This window comes from Accumulibacter sp., from assembly GCF_036625195.1.
In the GTDB taxonomy this organism is placed as follows: Bacteria; Pseudomonadota; Gammaproteobacteria; order Burkholderiales; family Rhodocyclaceae; genus Accumulibacter.
Genome location: NZ_JAZKUG010000001.1, coordinates 1,893,395 through 1,913,824 on the forward strand (window position 1 = coordinate 1,893,395; position 20,430 = coordinate 1,913,824).

General features: G+C 67.0%; 18 protein-coding genes and 3 pseudogenes. 5 read left to right on the forward strand and 16 right to left on the reverse strand.

Annotation, left to right across the window (positions count from 1 at the left end; all coding sequences use genetic code 11):
* Positions 1 to 3 precede the first annotated feature (3 nt).
* Entirely contained in the window at positions 4 to 621 is a 618-nt protein-coding gene (plsY, locus tag V5B60_RS08175; RefSeq protein WP_332346560.1) for a glycerol-3-phosphate 1-O-acyltransferase PlsY, read from the reverse strand.
* Positions 622 to 758: 137 nt separating this feature from the next.
* Here plsY and V5B60_RS08180 point away from each other — a divergent pair, with 137 nt between their 5' ends.
* Together V5B60_RS08180 and V5B60_RS08185 are read left to right on the forward strand one after the other, a co-directional pair.
* The gene (locus tag V5B60_RS08180; RefSeq protein WP_332346561.1) at positions 759 to 1,115 is read left to right on the forward strand and encodes a dihydroneopterin aldolase; all 357 of its coding nucleotides are present in this window, start codon (positions 759 to 761) and stop codon (positions 1,113 to 1,115) included.
* A 44-nt stretch (positions 1,116 to 1,159) separates the two neighbouring features.
* Positions 1,160 to 1,348: pseudogene (locus V5B60_RS08185) on the forward strand (cation acetate symporter); the annotation flags it as partial.
* A gap of 13 nt (positions 1,349 to 1,361) precedes the next feature.
* Here the strand turns inward: V5B60_RS08185 and gstA are convergent.
* The 5 genes from gstA to V5B60_RS08215 all read right to left on the reverse strand — a co-directional run bounded on the left by gstA (position 1,362) and on the right by V5B60_RS08215 (position 5,852).
* Complete coding sequence (gstA, locus tag V5B60_RS22175; protein WP_434735313.1) at positions 1,362 to 3,611, reverse strand: glutathione transferase GstA; 2,250 nt, start codon at positions 3,609 to 3,611, stop codon at positions 1,362 to 1,364.
* A gap of 197 nt (positions 3,612 to 3,808) precedes the next feature.
* Positions 3,809 to 4,462, reverse strand: a complete 654-nt coding sequence (locus V5B60_RS08200; protein ID WP_332346562.1) for a BON domain-containing protein — start codon at positions 4,460 to 4,462, stop codon at positions 3,809 to 3,811.
* Positions 4,459 to 5,052: a phosphoheptose isomerase gene (locus V5B60_RS08205; RefSeq protein ID WP_332346563.1), complete on the reverse strand. Its 594-nt coding sequence runs from the start codon at positions 5,050 to 5,052 to the stop codon at positions 4,459 to 4,461. The genes V5B60_RS08200 and V5B60_RS08205 overlap by 4 nt, the downstream gene beginning before the upstream one ends.
* A 40-nt stretch (positions 5,053 to 5,092) precedes the next feature.
* Positions 5,093 to 5,482 (reverse strand): HIRAN domain-containing protein, encoded by a 390-nt coding sequence (locus tag V5B60_RS08210; RefSeq protein ID WP_332346564.1) that lies wholly within the window; start codon positions 5,480 to 5,482, stop codon positions 5,093 to 5,095.
* The gene (locus V5B60_RS08215) at positions 5,463 to 5,852 is read right to left on the reverse strand and encodes a YraN family protein (RefSeq protein WP_332346565.1); all 390 of its coding nucleotides are present in this window, start codon (positions 5,850 to 5,852) and stop codon (positions 5,463 to 5,465) included. Before V5B60_RS08215 ends, V5B60_RS08210 begins: the two co-directional genes overlap by 20 nt.
* A 15-nt stretch (positions 5,853 to 5,867) precedes the next feature.
* Between V5B60_RS08215 and rsmI the strand changes: the two genes are divergently transcribed.
* Positions 5,868 to 6,731 carry a 16S rRNA (cytidine(1402)-2'-O)-methyltransferase gene (gene rsmI, locus V5B60_RS08220; RefSeq protein WP_332346566.1) on the forward strand — a complete coding sequence of 288 codons (864 nt, stop codon included), beginning with the start codon at positions 5,868 to 5,870 and terminating at the stop codon, positions 6,729 to 6,731.
* Here the strand turns inward: rsmI and V5B60_RS08225 are convergent.
* The 8 genes and pseudogenes from V5B60_RS08225 to V5B60_RS22180 form a co-directional block, all read right to left on the reverse strand.
* Entirely contained in the window at positions 6,680 to 8,776 is a 2,097-nt protein-coding gene (locus V5B60_RS08225; RefSeq protein ID WP_332346567.1) for a molybdopterin-containing oxidoreductase family protein, read from the reverse strand. The genes rsmI and V5B60_RS08225 overlap by 52 nt on opposite strands.
* 75 nt (positions 8,777 to 8,851) lie before the next feature.
* Positions 8,852 to 10,728 (reverse strand): annotated as a pseudogene (brxL, locus tag V5B60_RS08230) (BREX system Lon protease-like protein BrxL).
* Positions 10,718 to 11,080 carry a hypothetical protein gene (locus V5B60_RS08235; protein ID WP_332346568.1) on the reverse strand — a complete coding sequence of 121 codons (363 nt, stop codon included), beginning with the start codon at positions 11,078 to 11,080 and terminating at the stop codon, positions 10,718 to 10,720. Before V5B60_RS08235 ends, brxL begins: the two are co-directional and overlap by 11 nt.
* Positions 11,081 to 11,542: 462 nt before the next feature.
* Positions 11,543 to 11,884: a hypothetical protein gene (locus V5B60_RS08240; protein WP_332346569.1), complete on the reverse strand. Its 342-nt coding sequence runs from the start codon at positions 11,882 to 11,884 to the stop codon at positions 11,543 to 11,545.
* A gap of 186 nt (positions 11,885 to 12,070) precedes the next feature.
* Entirely contained in the window at positions 12,071 to 12,625 is a 555-nt protein-coding gene (locus tag V5B60_RS08245; protein ID WP_332346570.1) for a hypothetical protein, read from the reverse strand.
* Positions 12,622 to 12,972, reverse strand: a complete 351-nt coding sequence (locus V5B60_RS08250) for a HepT-like ribonuclease domain-containing protein (RefSeq protein ID WP_332346571.1) — start codon at positions 12,970 to 12,972, stop codon at positions 12,622 to 12,624. The genes V5B60_RS08245 and V5B60_RS08250 overlap by 4 nt, the downstream gene beginning before the upstream one ends.
* Positions 12,969 to 13,262 carry a nucleotidyltransferase family protein gene (locus V5B60_RS08255; protein WP_332346572.1) on the reverse strand — a complete coding sequence of 98 codons (294 nt, stop codon included), beginning with the start codon at positions 13,260 to 13,262 and terminating at the stop codon, positions 12,969 to 12,971. Before V5B60_RS08255 ends, V5B60_RS08250 begins: the two co-directional genes overlap by 4 nt.
* Positions 13,259 to 13,526, reverse strand: a pseudogene (locus tag V5B60_RS22180) (hypothetical protein); the annotation flags it as partial. The gene V5B60_RS08255 and the pseudogene V5B60_RS22180, both read right to left, overlap by 4 nt.
* A 403-nt stretch (positions 13,527 to 13,929) precedes the next feature.
* Here V5B60_RS22180 and V5B60_RS08265 point away from each other — a divergent pair.
* Complete coding sequence (locus tag V5B60_RS08265; protein ID WP_332346574.1) at positions 13,930 to 15,348, forward strand: bifunctional enoyl-CoA hydratase/phosphate acetyltransferase; 1,419 nt, start codon at positions 13,930 to 13,932, stop codon at positions 15,346 to 15,348.
* 363 nt (positions 15,349 to 15,711) lie between these two features.
* Entirely contained in the window at positions 15,712 to 18,597 is a 2,886-nt protein-coding gene (locus V5B60_RS08270; RefSeq protein WP_332346575.1) for an adenosylcobalamin-dependent ribonucleoside-diphosphate reductase, read from the forward strand.
* Between the two features lie 40 nt (positions 18,598 to 18,637).
* Here the strand turns inward: V5B60_RS08270 and V5B60_RS08275 are convergent, their stop codons facing one another.
* A complete protein-coding gene (locus V5B60_RS08275) occupies positions 18,638 to 19,984 on the reverse strand; it encodes an HD-GYP domain-containing protein (RefSeq protein ID WP_332346576.1) in 1,347 nt (448 codons plus the stop codon).
* A gap of 134 nt (positions 19,985 to 20,118) precedes the next feature.
* The gene (locus tag V5B60_RS08280; protein ID WP_332346577.1) at positions 20,119 to 20,322 is read right to left on the reverse strand and encodes a (2Fe-2S)-binding protein; all 204 of its coding nucleotides are present in this window, start codon (positions 20,320 to 20,322) and stop codon (positions 20,119 to 20,121) included.
* Positions 20,323 to 20,430 lie beyond the last annotated feature (108 nt).

Below are 20,430 nucleotides of genomic sequence, written 5' to 3' on the forward strand. Positions count from 1 at the left end.
GAACTACTGGCGTTTGCCGCCGATGCGCGGCTCGCTGCCGGCGAGCAGTCGCTGCAGGTTCTGCCAGTGCTTGCCGATCAATGCCATGGCGATGATGCCGATCACCAGCACCCTGCCGTCGTTGCCCCATGACACGATGGCGTAGAGTGGCGCTGCGGCCGCTGCGACGAGTGCCGCGAGTGATGAATAGCGCAGGGTGAAGGCGACCAGCAGCCAGGTGGCGAGTGTGGCCAGCCCGAGCCAGGGATCGATCGCCAGCAGGACGCCGGCGGCGGTGGCGACACCCTTGCCGCCCTTGAAGCCGAGGAAGACCGGGTAGAGGTGGCCGAAGAAGACGGCCAGCGCCACGAGGCCGACCGTCAGCGGTGGCAGACCGTACAGCGGTGCGTAGTGGGTGGCGAGAAAGACCGCCAGCCAGCCCTTCGTCGCGTCGCCGACGAGGGTGAACAGCGCCGCACCCTTGTGCCCGCTGCGCAGGACATTCGTCGCGCCGGGGTTCTTCGAGCCGTAGCTGCGCGGGTCGGCGAGGCCGAAGACGCGGCTGGCGACGAGCGCGAAAGGAACCGACCCGAGCAGATAGGCGGCGAGGACGGCGAGCAGGGTGAGCAGTGTCGAAGGCATCGGCTGGGTGGTCCGGGGTTGCCGCCTTATGGCCAGTGGCCGGAAGGCGATAGAATGCGCGCTCTGTCGCCACCTTTCCGGCAGCGCGGTGCCATCATACACCACGCCACCGGCGCACCCACCCGAGCCTGGGCCGCATGGACATCATCTTCATCAACGAACTGCGCGCGACGACGCTGATCGGCATCTACCCGCGCGAGCAAGCCATGCCACAGACGGTCGAGATCTCGCTGCAGATCGGCACCTCGACGGCCAGTGCCGGTGCCAGCGACGATATCGGCGACACCATCGACTATGCTGAGGTCGTCGAACGCCTGCGCAACGAGCTTGCCGCCCGCCATTTCAACCTGCTCGAGCGGCTTGCCGAGTACGTCGCGACGTTGCTGCTCGAGGACTTCGGCGCCACCTGGGTGCGCGTCTCGATTGCCAAGCTCGGCATGATGCGCGGCGTTGCGCGGGTTGGCGTGGTCATCGAGCGCGGTGCCGCCGCCTGACCTGGCGCGTTTCTCCTGCCCGCCGCAGCGGGCTCATGCCTTCCTTGAATGATGCGCTCGACCAGGGGGTCACCGAGCTCGGTTTCGGCCAGTACACGACGACTACCGCCGGCAGCACGCTGAACCTGTTCGTGCATAGCGTGCCGCTGATGATCGGTACCGCCGGCCTGCCGCCCGTGATCATGCGCTTCCTTGCGGCACCGAAGGTCCACGCCGCGCGTCTTTCCGCCGGTCGCTCGCCGCTGCTCAGGTTTCCGCCGCCAGCGCCGCGAGGACGCCCGGCCGGCGGCCGACGCGTTCCTGGAAGGCCGCCAGTGCCGGCCAGCGGCCGATGTCGATGGTTGCTGCGCTGCCCCAAGTGAGGACGGCATACAGGTAGGCGTCGGCGACCGTGAAGTGGTCGCCCAGCAGGTGGTTCCTGTCCTCGAGGCGGGCGGCGACGTAGCCCAGCCGGGTGGCGATAGCCTCCCGCAGGCTGCGCCGGTAGTCCTCGGGGGTATCCGGCCGGAACAGCGGCACGAAACTGCGGTGCAGTTCGCAACCGATGAACGCCAGCCATTCCTGCAGTCGGTAGCGCGCGAGCGTGTGTGCGCGCGGCGCGAGGCCGGACTCGGGAACGCGGTCGGCGATGTATTGCAGGATCGCGGCGGTCTCCGTCAGACGCTCGCCATCGTCGAGTTCGAGCACCGGCACGTAGCCCTTGGCGTTGATCGCCATGAAATCGCTGCCATCGGCCAGTTGGTGCCGGCGGAGATCGACGCGCACGAGATCGAAATCGAGTCCCGCCTCGCGCAGCGCGATGTGCGGTGCGAGCGACGAGGTACCGGGAGCGAAGTAGAGCTTGATGTCGAGGCTGCCGGGCAGGTGCGGAGGCGCTGCCGGCGCTCTCTCATCGTCCTCGTCGACACCGGGAAGCCGGCTGAGCTCGACGCTGAGGAAGCCGCTGTTGTTGCCATAGGCAAAGGCCGAGTCGTTGGCGAAGAAGTAGAGGAAGCCGGGCTCGCTGATCTCGATCTCGCAGCCGTTCGGCGTGGCGACCAGGCTGCTTTCGTCGTCGACGCGGGCGACGCCACCGACGGCACTCTCGATCAGCCCGGTCAGCATGTTCTCGGTGTCGGCATTGCTCGCCTCGAGGTCGGGCCGCGGATGGATCGCGGCAACCAGCGAGAACCAGGGGCGCCTCTCCATGCGGCGGCTGCCCTCGGCGAGCTGCAGGAACCACGCTTTCGACTCATAGCCGTCGGCGTCGGCCGAGACGTCCTTGTCCAGCCACGAGCCGCTGGCCTCGACGCGGTAGCGCTCGCCGACAGCCACCTCGACGCCGGAAGCGTTCCACCACTTGTGCGCATAGACTGGGAAGCGTGCCGAGCCATCGATCGGCAGCTTGCGGAACGGCAACGCCTCACGCTCGGTCTGCAGTTGCTCTTCCGGCGGCGGTTCTTCGCCACGGTAGAAAGAGGCGCAGGCCGGGATGTCCTCGAGGGCCTGCGGTCGATAGTCCGCGCGCCCCTGCAGGCGCTGCAGCACGCTGGGATGGATTTCGGCGTCGTCCGGAATCTTGCGCTCCCTGGTCGGGCGCGTGCGCCAGACCGGGCTGCGGGTCTCGTCGTGCCGGTCCTCCAGGCAGTCGGGCGCCAGTGCCGGCAGCAGTTGCCCGGGCACGAGTCGCAGGCCGGCAGCGAGTTCGTTGACCTCCTGCACCATCCATTCGAGCGCGATGTCGGCGAGGCCGTGGCTGTCGTAGCCACCGCCGACATCGGCATGCGCGCCGGCAAACCAGAGCTGCCTGATCCCCTCGCGTTCGGCCCAGACGGTCGGGACGAAGTCCGCCCGCTGCTCGTCGATGGCCAGCGCCTGGCGACCGTATTCGACGCGTGGACTCAGCTCACGGTTGCGGAACTTGAGGAAGCGGAGTTCGTCGCGGTCGATCAGGCGCAGGCCGTTGAACAGCGGCACGCCGAGTTCCCCGACGGTGTCCCAGACGCCGATCATGCGGATCGGCGTTTCGTCGTGGTGCTTCCAGAAGCGCGCGCCGCGCTTCTTGCCACGATCGTCCCTGTAGATCAGCCAGACCCGTTCGGCTTCATCGGCGGCATCGTCGTCGTCGGCCTCGCCGGCAGCGAGCAGACCGGTGTAGGCGATGAACTCGCCGAGGCTGCGGGCCGCCCAAGCGCCGCGTGAGGCGCCGAAGAGCCAGATCTTGTCGCCCCGCTCATAGACCTGCGAGATCAGCAGGTAGGCGTCGATCATGCTGTCGTGCAGGCCGATTCCCTGCGTCCCGAGCAGCAGGCCCTGCGCGCGGCCGCCGCTGCCGACGCTGGCGAGATGGAAGGCAGCGAGCTGTTCGCCGGTCCTGACGAGATGCGAGCGGATGGGTCCGCTCTCGTCGACCTGTCGCTCGGTTCCCGGTAGCATCTGGAACAGCCGGTAGGCGTTGGTTCGCCCGACCGGATCGTTCCAGCTTCCGTCCAGGCAAACGACGATTTCCTTGCTCATCGCGCTTCCTCCACTGCTCCTCTCGTTGCCCGCTGCCGGCACCGGCTCGTCGATCGACGCGAGCCTGGCGCAGGCACCCGCCGCATCGCCAGGCCGCCGCCTCGCCTGCTGCAGCGGTGCTGCCCGCGTGCCGGCAAGCGCCAGCTCTCGCTCTGCGCTTCAACGCCGCCTGCCGGCGACGACTGCCACTCGAGATCTCAGCCGCCGCCGCTCGCTGGGGCTGCCGGCGGGTTCGATTTCGGCAGTGAGACATCGAGCTCCTTCGCCTTGCTGTCGGAGATGATCTCGAACAGCGTCACCACCTTCTTCACGTCGCTCGTCGTACGCGCCACCTGGACGGCGGCGTCGGCTTCACGCTGCGTGACCAGGCCCATCAGGTAGACCACACGCGCCTCGGTGACGACCTTGACATGGATCGCGTTGAACTTGCCGGCATCGACGAAACGGCTCTTCACGCGGGTGGTGATGTAGGAGTCGTTGCTGCGTGCCGAGAAGGACGTGACGGGGCCGACGGTCAGCTCGTTGTACAGCCCCTGGACCTGTGGCACGGCATTGACGATGTTCTCGACTTCGATGCGCACCTGTTCGGAAGGCACTTCGCCGCTGATAAGAGCCCTGCGGTTGAAGCTGGTGACGTTGATGTGGGCGTTTTCCCAGGGCTTTTCGCCGATGCGTGCAGTCGCCTTCCATTCGATCGATTCGTCGTCGGTCTGCGTGCCGAGCGAGCGGCGATCGAAGGCCGCCAGAGCGCCTCCGCTGGCGCCGGCGGCGACCACCGGCAGACAGCCCTGCAGCAAGAGGGGCAGCAGCGCAGCGGCAAGCAGCGCGCCCATGGCGAGCAGTCGTTTCATTCGTCAACTCCCATCAGCAGGCAATCGATGCCGTCGCAGAGACAGTGGATGACCAGCAGGTGCGTTTCCTGGATGCGTGCCGTGCGCTCGGCCGGAACGCAGATGTGTACGTCGTCCTCGTGCAGCATCTCGCCGATCACGCCACCGCCCTTGCCGGTCAGCGCGATGACGCGCAACTCGTGCTCGTGCGCGACGTCGATCGCCGCGATGACGTTGGCCGAGTTGCCCGAGGTCGAGATGGCGACGAGGACGTCACCGGGTTGTCCGAGCGCGCGCACCTGCTTGGCGAAGATGGCCTGGAAGCCGTAGTCGTTGGCGATCGCCGAGAGGATCGAGGTATCGGTCGTCAGGGCGATCGCCGCCAGTTCATGGCGCTCGACCTCGAAGCGCCCGACCAGTTCGGCTGCCAGGTGCTGCGCGTCGGCAGCCGAGCCACCGTTGCCACAGGCAAGGATCTTGCCGTTGTTCAGCAGGCAGTCGACCATCGTCTCGATCGCCCGGCCGACCGGTGCCGCGAGTGATTCGCGGGCGTCGAGCTTGATCTGGACGCTGTCGCTGAACTGCTGGCGAATACGGTCGGTCAGGTCCATCGGCGGTGTTTCGCAGCGCGTAAAGAGGCCGATTCTAACATCAGAGCAGCAGGAAGACCTCGAACTCGAGCCGGCGCCAGGGATCGGGGTCCTGCCGCATTCTCGACACCCGTGCCTCGAGTCGTTCGCCGGCGTCGAGGGCGCGCGCGACGGCGCGGTTCTCGGCGCGCGGAACATAGCCGAGCTGCTGACCGTTCCAGTCGACGCGCACCGCATTGCGGTCGTGCCGGTTGTCGGCTTCGCGCACCAGCGTCAGCCGGTCACCGGTCCTGATCTGCGACCAGAGCGCGCTGGCGGCATAGTACTGGCTGCCGGCCAGCGGTGAACTCTGCACCAGGACGCGGATCGCTTCGCCGCCCGGCAGCGGCGTGGCGGGCAGGGCGAGGGCGATGGCGAGCGCGAGGGCCCGCTCAAGGCGCCGCAAAGGCATCCGGGATCCACTCGATGGCGGCCGTGGACAGTCCGTCGAGCAGGATGCAGTCGAAGCGGCAGTCGCAGTCGCTGCCACCGCGCAGCGCCAGGTAATGCTCGGCGGCGAGGACGATTCGCCGCTGCTTGGCGCTGGTGATGCTGGCGCCGGCGCCGCCGTAGCCGGCGTTGCGGCGCAGCCGCACCTCGACGAACACGAGCGCCCGGCCATCGCGGCAGATCAGGTCGACCTCGCCGCCGCGGCAACGGAAGTTGCGCTGCAGGATGCTCAGTCCGCGCGCTGCGAGGAAGCGCGCCGCCAGTTCCTCGGCGGCCTCGCCGTCCTTGGCGGCGTTCCTGCCGGGTCCGGGCGTGTTATCTTTGCCGCTCACTGCCTGCCGACTCCGATGACGAACGAATCCGCTGCATTATATTTGGTGCCGACGCCACTGGGCCATCTCGGTGACATGACGCAGCGCGCGATCGAGGTCCTGCGCCAGGTGCCCTGGGTGGCCGCCGAGGACACGCGGCACACGGCGCCGCTGCTGCGTCACCATGGCTGCAACGCCCGCCTGCTGGCGGCGCATCGGCACAACGAGGAGGCGGCGGCGCAGCGCGTCGTCGCGCTGCTCGCCGCCGGCGAGTCGGTGGCGGTGGTCGTCGATGCCGGCACGCCGGGCATCTCCGACCCGGGCGCGAGGCTGGTGGCGCGCGTGCGCGCCGCCGGTCATCGCATCATCCCTCTGCCCGGCCCCTGTGCCGCGGTCGTCGCGCTGTCGGCGGCCGGGTTGAGCGAGACGCAGTTTCTCTTCTACGGCTTTCTCCCGGCCAAGTCCGGGCAACGCGCGCAGGCGCTGCGCGAACTCGCCGAGCTGCCGTACGCACTGGTCTTCTACGAGGCGCCGCATCGCATCATCGAAACGGTCGCTGCGTTGCTCGCGGCCTTCGGCGCGCAGCGTACGCTCGTGCTGGCGCGCGAACTGACCAAGCTGTTCGAGAGCATCCATTCCTGTCCCCTGGGTGAGGCAGCGGCGTGGCTGCTGGCCGACGCCAACCGCCAGCGCGGCGAGTTCGTGCTGGTCGTTTCGGGCGCGCCGGCGGTCGCGGCCAGCGGTGAGGGCGGGCGGGTGCTGCGACTGCTGCTCGACGACGGGCTGCCGCCCAGCCAGGCGACGCGGCTGGCGCACGCGATCACCGGCGCCAGCAGGAAGGCACTGTATCAGGAAGCGCTGTCCTGGCAGGCAGGTGTCACCTCCACCAGGCAGTCGTAGAAGGTCGCGCCGCCGCCCATGTCGGTCAGCGCTTGGCTGGTCACCTCGTTGCAGTTCCGCCCGTCGGGGGATAGCTTGCGCCACCAGATCGAGGTCGCGACGACGACGCCCGGCCGCGCCCGGTCGCTGACCACCGCCCGGGCGGCGAACTCACCGCGCCGGTTGAAGACGCGCAGCTCGCTGCCGTCGGCAATCGCCCGCGCGGCGGCGTCGGCCGGGTTGATCAGGATGCTCGGCGATTTTTCCTGCGCCAGGAAGCGTGCCGAGTTGGCGAAGCTGGTGTTCAGGAAGTTGCGCGCCGGTGGCGTCAGCAGGGCCAGCGGGAAGTCCTGCGCCAGCGGGCTGCACCGCCATTCGCGCGGTTCGATGAAGTCGGGAAGCGGGTCGAGTCCCTGGTCGGCGAGCATCTGGCTGTAGAACTCGCACTTTCCCGACGGTGTCGGAAAGCCGCCGTCGGCGAACGGCGCGTAGGGCTGCGGCAGCCGCAGGCGGGCGTGCCCGTCGCGCACGAGCTGCTCCCACGACAGGCCGGCAAGGCGCGGATCGCTCCAGTCGAAAGCCTGGCGGCACAGATCCTCGTCGCTGTCGGCGAAACACGGCTCGCTGAAACCCATCCGCGATGCCAGGCGACGAAACAGCTCGGTGTTCGGCAGCGCCTCGCCGAGCGGCGCGATCGCTGGCTGGTTGAGCTGGATGTACAGATGGCCGTAGGACTTGTGGATGTCCAGCTGTTCCATGTGGCTGCTCGCCGGCAGCAGGATGTCGGCATAGTCGGCGGTGTCGGTCTGGAAGAGATCGTGTACGACGGTGAACAGGTCGTCGCGGGCGAAGCCGCGCACCACCTCGCGCGACTGTGGGGCAACCGCCAGCGGGTTGCTGTTGTAGACGAAGATCGCCTGGATCGGTGGCCGCGCGTGCAGCAGGTCGTGGCCGATGGTGCTCATGTTGATGATGCGTGGCGGCGGATGCGGCATCAGGTCGGGCCGTTCGAGCGCGGCCGTATTGACCGGATAGTTGCCCGAGGTGGACAGCAGGACACCGCCTGCGGGGTCGCGCCAGGCGCCGGTGAGCGCCGGCAGGCAGGCGATCGTGCGCAGCGCCATGCCGCCACCGGCGGTGCGGTTGATGCCGTAGTTGGTACGGATCGCCGCTGGTCTTGTGCGGCCGTAGGCGTGTGCCAGTTGCTCGATGGTGCTCGCCTCGATGCCGCAGATCGCCGCCACGCGTGCCGGCGGAAAGGCCTGCACACGCTCTGCGAGTTCCGCGAAGCCCAGCGTGTGGCGGGCGATGTAGTCCTGGTCGAGGAGGTCGTCGCGGATCAGCACGTACATCAGGCCGAGCGCCAGCGCGCCGTCGGTTCCCGGCAGCAGGGCGATGTGCTGGTCGCAGCGGTCGGCGGTCATCGTCCGGCACGGGTCGATGGCGACCAGGCGCGCACCGCGCCGCCGGGCTTCCTGCGCCAGGCGCCAGAAATGCAGGTTGGAGACGACGCTGTTGCTGCCCCAGATGAGGATCAGCCGCGCGTCGACGACGTTCTCGGGGTCGAAGCCGATGCTCGCACCGACCGTCGCACGGTAGCCCATGGCACCGGCGCTGGCGCAGATCGTCCGGTCGAGCTGCGCGGCGCCGAGACGGTGGAAGAAACGGCGGTCCAGCGAACCGTAGCCGAGCAGACCCGAGTTGCCGGCATAGCTGTAGGGGACGATCGACTCGGCGCCATGGCTGGCGATGATGCCGCGGAAACGGTCGGCGATGGTGGCCAGTGCCTCGTCCCAGCTGATGCGTTCGAAACACGCTCCCGGCCCCTTCGCGCCGACGCGCCGCAGCGGGTGCAGCAGGCGTTGCGGGTGATGGATGCGCTCGGGGTAGTGTGCCACCTTGGTACACAGCACGCCGGCGGTCGGCGGGTGATCGGCCGCACCGGCGACCTTCAGCACGCGGCCCTGGCTGACCGTGACCTCGAGTGCGCAGGTGTCGGGGCAGTCATGCGGGCAGGCGCCACGTATCGTGTGGCTGACGCCGTCTTCGGCAAGCGCTTGCGCCATGGTCGGGTGTCCTCCGGCAAGGGATGGGTGGGCGACGGCGACACGATAGCAGGTTGCCGGCTGCCTGGGCACCCGTCAAACCAGCAGCGCCTTCATCAGCGCATCCTTCGCGTCCTGGTAGAACTCGATGCCCAGCCGGGTCGCCATCTCATCGGACAGATCGAACAACTGGCGACGGCAGGAGACTGGCAGCAATAGGGATTGGGCACCTTTCTCGACGGCGATCTCGGCCAGGCTGACGGCGTTGTGGATCGGCTCGATGGTGCCGCCGAGGGTGAGCTTGCCGACGACAACCAAGCCGCCACGAACCGACTTGCGCAGCAGGGCACTGCAGAGCGCGATCAGTGACGCGACGCCGGTCTTGGCGCCGCTCTTCGCGGCATCGAAGCCGCGCAACTGGGCAGAGAACCCATGCGCGCGCGGATCGCGGTCGCCAACCAGTTGCCTGGCCCGCGCGTACAGGTTCTGCTCGGCGCATCGGATCGATTCCTGGAAGGCTTGTGGCACGGGCTTGTTGAGCACGCGCACACCGCCGCCCGGACCTTCGGTGACTTCGAGGCGGAACAGGCCGGGATGTTCGTCCTGACCGTCGGGCGAGAGCGTCCCAGATCTGGCCGGCTTCGAGCGGTTCGTCGCCGATGCCCCCCTGGCTCTGCAATTCCGGTGAGGAGACGAATTTCTCGACGCCTTCGGCACCCAAGGTGTAGCTGAAATGCGTATTGCGGAACTCGGCGGCGCCGATGCGCTGCTGTTGTTCCTTGACGCGACGGCGAACCTCCAGCGCCAAGCGCACGGCCCATTCGAGGCTTTCCTCGCTGACCAGGCCGAAGTGGTCGGTAAAGAGGTCCGGCTTGAGCCTGGGCACGTCCCAGCCCGGCAGGTAGCAATGGATGCGGTCCATGAAAGCCGTGTCGTCGCGCATTTCGGGCGGCAGCCGCTGGAACAGGTGGCCGATGCGCTGCTGGTGCTCGACATCGACATCGAAGTTGCCGAGCATGGCGATCGAGCCGTCGGCACGGATGCTCTCCTTGCCGCGCGAAAACTCGCCCGACTCCATGTAGCCCTTCATGATGTTCACTCCGTCCTTCTGGTCGAAGGAGATGCCGGACACCTCGTCGAAGCACACGACGTCGTACTGGCAGACCAGGCCACGCTGGCCGTTGGCGTTATTGACGAACATGCGCGCCACGGTGGCCTTGCCGCCGGAGACCAGGTGGGCGTAGGGCGAGGCCTGCTGCAACAAACGCGATTTGCCGGTGCCGCGCGGGCCGATCTCGACCGGGTTGTCATTGCGCTCGACGAACGGAATCCTGCGCAGCAGGATCGAATCCTTGTGGCGTTCGGTCAGTTGCGCCGGTTCCAGGCCGATCGAGCGCAACAGGAAGTCCTTCCACTTGGCGGTCGTCAGCCTGGCCCGCGCAGCCGACGTCTTGTCGAGTACGTCGCGCTGCGAAAGCTGGATCGCACGCAGGCCGGCGACACCCAAAGGCCGACCACTCGTCTCCTGGGCGATGGTGGCGTCGTAGCCCAGCGTGACCTCGGCATGGAAGCCGCCGGTCAGCATCCGCTGGTGCTCGGTGACCAGTTCCGCGGAGATGCGCACGTCGCGCAGCTTGAGCGAGGGCAACTCGGCGACATACGAATCGGTCCTGGCATCGAGCCGTGCCGTGATGATGTCGATGATGCGCACCTGCCCCTGTTCACGGGCGACGGACTTGATCAGCTCCTCGCTGCCGGCGCGTACCGTGCGCTCGGAAAGCTGGCGCTGGACGATCGCGAGCCCCTCCTGAATCTCGCTCTCGTCGATGGTGGCGCAGTAGCGGCCGAGCATGAACGCGACCACGTAGGTGGACAACGGAAACTGGCGCGAAAACTGGCGCACGCAAGTCCTTGCGGACGACGTAACCAGCGAAGGCTTCGGCGACCTTGCGGTCCAGGGTGTCAAGCTGCATTGGCGTTCCCTTCCCAGGCTGCGCCAAGATTCATGCGTTCCTTGGCTACCTTCTGGCCGTCGCGGCGCAGTACCACGGCAATCTGCTCGCCGATCAAATCATCCACTTCCAGCCAGTCGGCGTCGGCCACCGCATCCTTGAGCACCGCGCAGCGGCCCCACTTGGTCTCGGTCAGCCTGGCGGGGAGCTCGGCCTTGGGCAGGCCGACCGGCAGCAGCAACCAGCCGTGGTCGGTCACCACCCAGACCTGCTTCCAGCCAGCATTGAGCAGGCGCCGGATGGCATTGGCCAGGTCGTCGAGGTGGGCCGGAATGGCACGCCAGCTTCCGGCCCTTGGCGTGACCGTCGCCATCGATGTCGCCGGGAAACTCCGCCCAGCCCTTGCCATAGGCGAGGCTCCGGTTCTCGGTATCGACGACGGCGACACCCTCCCGCTCCATTGCCTCGCAGTTTGTCCGCCGTGTAGGCTCCCTTCGGCAGCCTGGGTGCGAAGTCGCCGCCATTGCCGCCATCGGCGAGCTTGCGGGCCGGAGAGACCCAGACCTTGCCGCTGCGGGTCACCGAGGGAACGCTGGTGAACCCGGGTTGCAGCACCACCGTCAAGCCATTGCCCTTGTCCAGCGCCGCTTCCAGTTCGCGCGCCAGGTCGAGGCGCAAGCCATCGACGAACAGCAGCACCGTGCCATCGGCCACCTCCGGCAGGCTCCAGCCGGGATAACCGTCTCTCTTCACCAGCGCCTGGAAGCCAGCGGCCTGCCTTTCCAGCCAGCGGCGATAGAGGGCGAGCAGCACGGCGTAGATCGGCCTTTCCAGTTCATGTGGCTGCGCGATCGCCATGGCCGAACGGGCAGCGGCATCGACTTCCCAGCCAAGATCGCCGTAGTGCCGCGCTGCTTCCTGCGCATTGCTTCCGGTCAGCGTGCCGGTCCTCAGCCGCCAACACGGCGCTGACTGCCGCTCGTGGATCGAGGCTGGCGGCCTGCAGCAGTTCCTCGGCCAGGCGCTTCTCATCGGCGTCGTTTTCACGCGGGTAGCGTTCGGCCCCCTGCAACAGGTCGGGCGGTGCGATGCCCCGGAACACTTCGTAGGCATCGGGATAGCTGTGCCAGTGGGCGACATACTGCTCCCACAGCCGGTGCGCCGCCTCGCCGGGCATGCTGGCGAGAATGCGCTTCGCGACCTCCAGCGGCCCCTTCGCCGGATTGACGCCGAAACGCCCTTTCGCGTTGGCGACGGAACTCTCCCACGAGGTGCCTTGTTCGGCCCGGATCGCTTCCGGCGTGGTCAGCCAGCGCAGTACGGTCTCGTCGGGTGCCGGGTTGATCAGGTCGTTGAGATGGCGCTAGTCGATGATCACGGCATCGAGGACGGGCAGATGCTGCATCAACAGCTTGTCCATCGCCGCCTTGAGCGCCTGCCCGGTTTCCTGGCTGGCCGAAACCTTGAGCCCCAGGCCTCCGCGCCTGGATTCGAGAAAGGCGCGCAGCGTCCAGTCCTTGCCGTTCTCCTGCCGCCAGAAACGGCCCCGGTAATGCAGTTCGGCGAGCGGTGCGAGTTGCGGGTCATCCTTGAGGCCGCGCAGATCGGTGCGCAACTGGCCGTTGCCTACGCCAGGCAGGTAGAGAATCGCCGCTTTGTCGGGCTCGACCGCGCCCGCCTGGCCATCGGCCACCATGCGCAGCCAGACGCCGGGGCCGCTGGGCTGGCCGGGGTTGTAAGCGCCGACGGCATGCAGTTCCGGCAATGCCTCCATGATCCTGCGCAGCACGCCTTCCCATTCGCGCTTTTCGTCAGTCCAGAGAATCGCGACGGGGGCGGCCTCAAGCGCCGGGTTGCACCGTTTGGCCTGCTCCTTGAGGCGAGCGACCAGTGCCGCCAAAACCGTCTGTGCTTTCATGATCGGAGCAGTTCGCTCTTGAAGGCGGGCAAATCGTGTTGCACCGTGGCCCAGACCAGCGCAGCATCGACGCGAAAATATTCGTGGGTGAGGATGATGCGCATATCGTAGGCGTCGCGGAAATGCTGCCACAACGCGGGTGCCGTCTGCTCCAGGCCGGGGTCCATCCGCATGATGCGGTTGGCCGCCTCGCCCATGACGATCAGGCTTTCGATCACCGCACGCTGGGCCTTGCCGTCAGCGAGAAACTCGCCCTCCGTCATGCCATGCGTGTCCGCCGCGATGTTGCCGATGGCTTCCAGCACGTCCTGAATGCGTTCGGGAACACGACGCGCATGGCGGTTCATAGCGGCACCGCTTCGCTCAACACGACACTGCGACAGCGCTCATGCAGGGCCATCGGGGTCAGCACATCCGTTCGCACGCCGAGCAGAGTTTCGATTTCGCGCTTGATCCGGACCAGGCTGACGAGGGTGGTCCGCCCCGCCACCGGGTCGACCAGCAGATCGAGGTCGCTGCCCTCGTCATCTTCACCGTGCAGGACGGAGCCGAATACGCGCGGGTTGGTCGCTGCATGGCGTGCGACGATCTGCCGGATCGCCGCGCGATGCAGTTGCAGGGCTTCAGAGGGTTTCATGGCATCACCCTTGCTTTCTCCCTGGCCGCCTTCTTCTCGGCCAGCGTCGTGTGTTGGTTGTTGATGCGTGTGCCTTCGGGCTCATTGTAAGTCCGCGAGCTTGAACCAGGGCGCGGAGGCGACGTCCTTGCCGCGGTCGACCTCGCATCTGATGCCGATCCTGTTGCGCGGGATGCGCAGCACGCCGGCCTCGACGAAGGGGCGGATGTTGATGCGCACGCCGTCATTGAGGTCCGGGTCCCCGCCGAGCGGCTGTTGGTGCAGCGTGGGAAACGTTCATGACTTTCATGATCCGGGGTGTCTCAACAGTCATGACCGTTGGCGACACCCCTCCGTGTCGGGGCAGTCATGCGGGCAGGCGCCACGTATCGTCTGGCTGACGCCGTCTTCGGCAAGCGCTTGCACCATGGTCGGGTGTTCTCCGGCAAGGGATGGGTGGGCGACGGCGACACGATAGCAGCTTGCCGGCTGCCTGGGCGCCGTCGGTGGGCCGGAAGTCGCTTTCAGCAGTGGGCCCGGCGCCGCGCACGATGGGCATACCATTCCGTGCTGCATTGCAGCATAATATCGCCTGCCGGCGAATCGCGAACGGGCGGCGGTGGCGATCGTTCGGCATCGTCCGGCGCTGCCGCCGGAGATCATTGCGCACATCATGCGGAGGACGATCATGCATTTCGAAACACCTCTGGAGTACCTCGAAAGCCGGACCTACGACGAGATCAACGTCGGTGACACCTCCTCGCTGATCCGCACCCTGCGCCCCGACGATGTCAAGCTGTTCGCGCTGATGTCGGGTGACATGAACCCGGCTCTGGCTACGGCCGAGTTCCGGCACAGCGGGCTGTTTCGCGACTTCATCGCACATGGCATGTGGAGCGCCTCGCTGCTGTCGACGACGATCGGGACGCAGTTCCCCGGACCGGGAACGATCCTCATCGAATCGACGCTGCGTTTCGCCCGCCCGGTGACGATCGGCGACACGGTGACGGTGACGGTGACGGTGCGGCAGAAGTTCGCGCACAACCACCACATCCTCCTCGACTGCACCTGTTTCAACCAGGACAAGCTGCTCGTCGTCTCGGGCAGCGCCGAGGTTCTGGCACCGGCCGAGAAGATCCGGACGAAGCGCGTGGCGATGCCGGAGATCACCATCTCCGACAAGTACGCCCGCCTGCAGGCGCTGGTGCAGCGTGCCGAGGGTCTGGCGGCGATCGACATGGCGGTGGTGCATCCCTGTGACCGCGAGTCGCTCAAGGGCGCCCTGCTGGCTGCCGAGGCGCGGCTGATCGAGCCGATCCTGATCGGGCCGGAGGCGAAGATTCGCGCGGTGGCGGAGGAGAACGGCTTCGATCTGGCGCAGCACCGCATCGTCAACGTCAAACACAGTCACGAAGCGGCGGCGATGGCGGTGACGCTGATCCGCAGCGGCGATGCCGAGGCGCTGATGAAGGGCAGCCTGCACACCGACGAACTGATGGCCGAGGTGATCTCGCGCAGCGCCGGCTTGCGTACCGAGCGCCGCATCAGCCACGTCTTCCTGATGGACGTGCCGACCTATCCGCGGCCGATCATGATCACCGATGCGGCGATCAACATCGCGCCGACACTGCCGGAAAAGGTCGACATCATCCAGAACGCGATCGAGCTGGCGCACATCATCGGTACGCCCGAACCCAAGGTGGCGATCCTCTCGGCAGTGGAGACCGTCAGCCCGAAAATCCAGTCCACGCTCGATGCCGCCGCGCTGTGCAAGATGGCCGACCGCGGGCAGATCAGGGGTGGGCTGCTGGACGGGCCGCTGGCCTTCGACAATGCCGTTTCGCTGGTCGCCGCGAAGACGAAGGGAATCACCTCGGCGGTCGCTGGTCGCGCCGACATCCTCGTCGTGCCCGACCTCGAGTCCGGCAACATGATCGCCAAACAGCTCGAGTACCTGGCCAACGCGCTCAGTTCCGGCATCGTCCTCGGCGCACGCGTGCCGATCGTCCTCACCAGTCGGGCCGATACCGCGGAGACGCGCATCGCCTCCTGCGTCATTGCCTCACTGATCGCGCACGCCAACCGCGAGCGCCAGAAGCCTGCCTGAACACGCCCGCCGTCGGCCGTGCCTGTCGCCAGCTGGCGGTCAACGGCGGCGGGCGGCGCTGCCGGCTTGCCGCGAGTCCAGGGGGAATTGCTGCCGTCCACGGCCCGGGGAGATGCTTGCACAGCTTTTCCATGGCGTTTCCCATGCAGCTGTGGATAACTATATCTAGTAATTTTCTTGCCCATCGGTACTAGATGTAGTAGCTTTACGTCCGTGACGCCCCGCTGCGCCGAAGCGCGAGCGGGAGAACCTGCGGCGGCTCCGGTGCGCTCCTGCACGCGACGACGGCCGGTCGCCGGGGTCAGCACAGGCAGCATCGGCTGCCGCATCCACCAGCAACCAGACAACCAAGGGACCAAGACCATGAGCCAGCTCAGTTATCAGTTACCCCTGTCGGCGATCGCCGAGGCACCGGCGATCGCGCCGCTTGCCGAGCAGGAGATTTCGGGCGAGGTGCTGGTCGAGAAGTACGCCAAGGGCAGCGAGGCGACGGTACAGGACGTGCGCCGGCGGGTGGCCTTCGCGCTCGCCGCCAACGAGGAGGAGAAGCAGCGCGCGCATTGGGAGGGGCGCTTCCTGTGGGCGCAGGAGAACGGTTTCGTCCCCGCCGGGCGGATCAACTCGGCCGCCGGCACGACGCTCGCGGCGACGCTGATCAACTGCTTCGTGCAGCCGATCGGTGACTCGGTGGTCGAGATCGTCGATGGCAAGCCGGGCATCTACAGCGCCCTCGCCGAAGCTGCGGAGACCATGCGCCGCGGCGGTGGCGTCGGCTACGATTTCTCGTCGATCCGGCCGATCGGCGCCCTGGTCAAGGGAACGCAGTCGCGCGCCTCGGGGCCGGTGTCGTACATGCGCGTCTTCGACCGCTCGTGCGAGACCGTCGAATCGGCCGGCGCGCGTCGCGGTGCGCAGATGGGCGTGCTGCGCTGCGACCACCCGGACATCGAGGTCTTCATCCACGCCAAGGATCACGGTGACCTGAGCAACTTCAACGTCTCGATCGCCGTCACCGACGCCTTCATGCAGGCCGTCGAGACCGACAGCGAGGTCGAGCTGGCGCATCGCGCCGAACCGAGTCCGGACATGAAGCGCGCCGGTGCCTTCCAGCGCGACGACGGCGTCTGGGTCTATCGGCGCGTGCGCGCGCGCGACCTCTGGGACCAGGTGATGAAATCCACCTACGATCATGCCGAGCCCGGAATCCTCTTCCTCGACCGCATGAACAAGGACAACAACCTCTACTACTGCGAGCTCATCGAGGCCACCAATCCCTGCGCCGAGCAGCCGCTGCCGCCTTACGGCTGCTGCTGCCTGGGCTCGATCAACCTGACGCTGTTCGTCAGGTCGCCGTTCACGATCGACGCCGAGTTCGACTTCGAGTCCTTCGCCGAGGTCGTCAAGGTGTCCACGCGCATGCTCGACAATGTCCTCGACGTCACCGCATGGCCGCTCGAGCGGCAGCGCGAGGAGGCGGCCAACAAGCGTCGCGTCGGCCTCGGCTTCACCGGTCTCGGCGACACGCTGTGCATGCTGCGCCTGCGCTACGACCGTCCGGAAGCGATGGCCATGGGCGCCCGCATTTCGGAGTTCATGCGCGACACCGCCTACCTGGCGTCGGTCGAACTGGCGAAGGAGCGCGGCGCCTTCCCGCTGTTCAACGCCGAACTCTACCTTTCCGGCGGCAACTTCGCATCCCGCCTGCCCGCCGACATCAAGAGCGAGATCCGCAAGCACGGCCTGCGCAACTCGCACCTGTTGTCGATCGCGCCGACCGGGACCATCTCGCTGGCTTTCGCCGACAATGCCTCGAACGGCATCGAGCCGCCGTTCTCCTGGACCTACAGCCGCAAGAAGCGGATGGCGGATGGCACTCTCAAGGAGTACGCCGTCGAGGACTACGCCTGGCGGCTCTACAGGCACCTCGGCGGCGACGTCGAGAAATTGCCCGACTACTTCGTCACCGCGCTCGAAATCTCGGCCAGGGCGCACAAGGACATGGTCGCTGCGGTGGCGCCGTACATCGACACCTCGATCTCGAAGACGGTCAACGTACCGGCCGACTATCCCTACGAAGAATTCCAGGACCTCTACCTCACCGCCTGGAAGTCGGGCTTGAAGGGGCTTGCCACCTATCGCCCGAACGCCGTCCTTGGCTCGGTGCTCTCGGTCGAGTCGCAGAAGCAGGCCGAAGACCGCAAGCAGCCGCAGGACTTCGAGATCGGCGATGCCAACCGCCGGCTGACGATCAAGACGCTGCCGGCACCGGTGCTCGCCAGCCTGCGCTGGCCAAATCGCCCGAACATGCTCGAGGGCAACATGGCGTGGACCTACATGATCGAGCACACGCACGGCAAGTTCGCGCTCTTCGTCGGCCAGATCGAGCAGGACGGCCGCCATTGGCCCTTCGAAGCCTGGGTCAATGGGCCCGAGCAGCCGCGTGGTCTCGGCGCGGTCGCCAAGACCCTGTCGATGGACATGCGCGCGAACGACCATGGCTGGCTGGCGCTGAAGCTCGAGTCGCTGGCCAGGACCGCCGGTGACGAAGGCTTCGAGATGCCGTTTCCGCCGCATGGCGAAAGGAAGCGCATGCCGTCGGTCGTCGCCGCGATGGCGCAGTTGATCCAGTTCCGCGTCGACCGGCTCGGCTCGTTCCGCCACGAAGGGCCGACGCCGGTGCTCGACGCGATGTTCAGCCGCAAGGAACCAAAGACCGGCACTGACGGTACGCTGTCCTGGACCGTCGACGTCTTCAACCCGGCGACTGGCGAGGACTTCGTCCTCGGCCTGAAGGAGATCACGCTGCCCGACGGCGTCACCCGGCCGTACTCGGTCTGGCTCTCGGGCAACTATCCGCGCGCCCTCGACGGGCTGACGAAACTCCTGTCCTTCGACATGCGCGTCATCGACCCGGCGTGGATCGGCATGAAGCTGCGCAAGCTGCTCGACTATCCCGAGCCGCTCGGCGACTTCATGGCCTTCATTCCCGGCACCCGCCGGCAGACGAACTACCCGTCCACCGTGGCCTACCTCGCGCAGCTGATCATCCACCGCTATGCGATGCTCGGCATCCTCGACGAGCACGGCCTGCCGCTGCAGCAGATGGGCATCCTGCAGACCCCGGCCGGCGGCAGCGCGGCCCCGGCCACCGCCGGCAAGCTGTGTGGGGAATGCGGGAACATGACGATGATCCGCAAGGACGGCTGCGATTTCTGCACCGCTTGCGGTGCGGTGGGCAGCTGCGGCTAGCAGCCTGTCGGCGACGTGCCGGTCACGCCAGCCCGGCTCGTCACTTCGTTTCGCTGGAAAAGAAATACGAGAGACGCTCGCGTGGTTTCAACCAGTGCAGTATGCTCGCCGGGACGCTTGCCGGCTGCAGCGCCTCCTCGACCTTGAGCTCGTCAACCTCGGCTAGGTCGAGCGTTGGCGCGTCCTGCTTGGCGAATTCCGGGTTGTAGACGAGGACGGTCGGGCGCAGGCTGTCCTTCCCCGGAGCGACGACCAGGCCGTGCGACTCGTCGCTCAGCCGGACGATCGTACCCGGCGGGTACACCCCGAGCAATTTGATGAGCATGCTGAGCAGGCGCGGATCGAACCGGGCCGACTCGACACGGAACAGGTGCGCCAAGGCCGCCGTGGGCATCAAAGCGTCGCGATCAGGCGACTCCGGCGCGCACAGTCGGTCATAGCGATTGACCAGCGCTCCGATGCGGGCGGCCAGGCCGGGATTGCGCTTCCCCGTCGGCCAGCCGTTGCCGTCCAGGTATTCATGATGGTCGGCGATGACTGCCAGGGCAGACGGGGCGAATGCCCCGGACACTGCGGCGAGTTCGACGCCATAGGCGCCATGTCGCCGATAGAGGTCCTCCTCGTACCGGCTACGGTTCCTGGTCTTGAGGACGTGCACGGGGATTTGCGCCTTGCCGATGTCGTGGGCCAGCGTGCCCAGTGCCAATTCGGCGAGCTGGCCCTCGTCGAGCCCGGCGGCCCTGCCGAGCAGCACGGACAGGGTCATGACGTTGAGCGCATGGAACTGGGGTCCCTCGTCTCCCTTGTCGCCAATCAGGCGAAGCGCGACCTCCTGGCCCTGGGCAATCCTGCTGGCGATGTCTTCCGACAGACCACGCAGTTTCACCCCCGCCTGCTTCGGTGAGTGGGGCATCTGGATCATCGCTTCCCGCGTCACCCGGGCCGCGCCCTCCCAGGCCCGCTCGGCACGGGCCGCGACCTCCTGCTGCCTGCGCCGGCGCTCTTCCTTCAACTGCTTCTCTCGTGCGACTTCGGCACACCTTTCGCTGCTCGCCATCTCGCCGGATGGGTCGTCGGCGCGCCCGTCACAGGCCACAGCATCCTGTGGGTCGCGTGCTTCGGCGACAATGTCCCGATCTTCCGGCTTCCCGGTCGGCACAGCGGAATCCGTCAGCGGCAAGGGGACGGCGGCGCTTCTTTCCGGGAAGTAATAGAGCTTTCCTGCAACCTGGCAGGCCCGAATCGCTGCGATCTGCCCGGCGTTGCCGACCTTGAACCGGTTGCACAGAAACGGATGCTCGTTCCAGGACACGTCGAGCCAGACGTACAGGCCGACGACAACCTGCGACGGGTCGATGGGAACGGGTTTTTCGGTTTGGTTCCACATGTCGCTGTCGCCGAAGGGAGTGCGGCGAGCGTAGCACCGGTCAGCCTGTGTCGCAAGACATGGCCCTGCCGACGTTGCGGAAAGCCTGCACTCGCGTCGGCGTCAGGCCGAAGCATGGCCCATCGCACACCCGCTCAGGAAGCCTGCCGCGTCGCCGGGGCGGGGCTCGGCCGCGTTTCCCGGGCGTTCTTCAGGCACTCGCGAGCGAATGCGGCACAGGCGCCACACTCGCTCGCGACGCCGAGATCGCGTTGCAAATCCTGCAAAGTCCTTGCTCCGCGCCGGGCTGCTTCGTGTATCTGTTGCTCGGTGACCGCCATGCAGACGCAGACGTACACGTTCTTCCTCCGGGAACAATGGCTGGCGGCAGGTTGGCCGCGACTGCGATCGCCAGGCGACTGCTCAGGGCTTGTCGATCATTCCGCTTTGCGACCGATCGCCCGCGG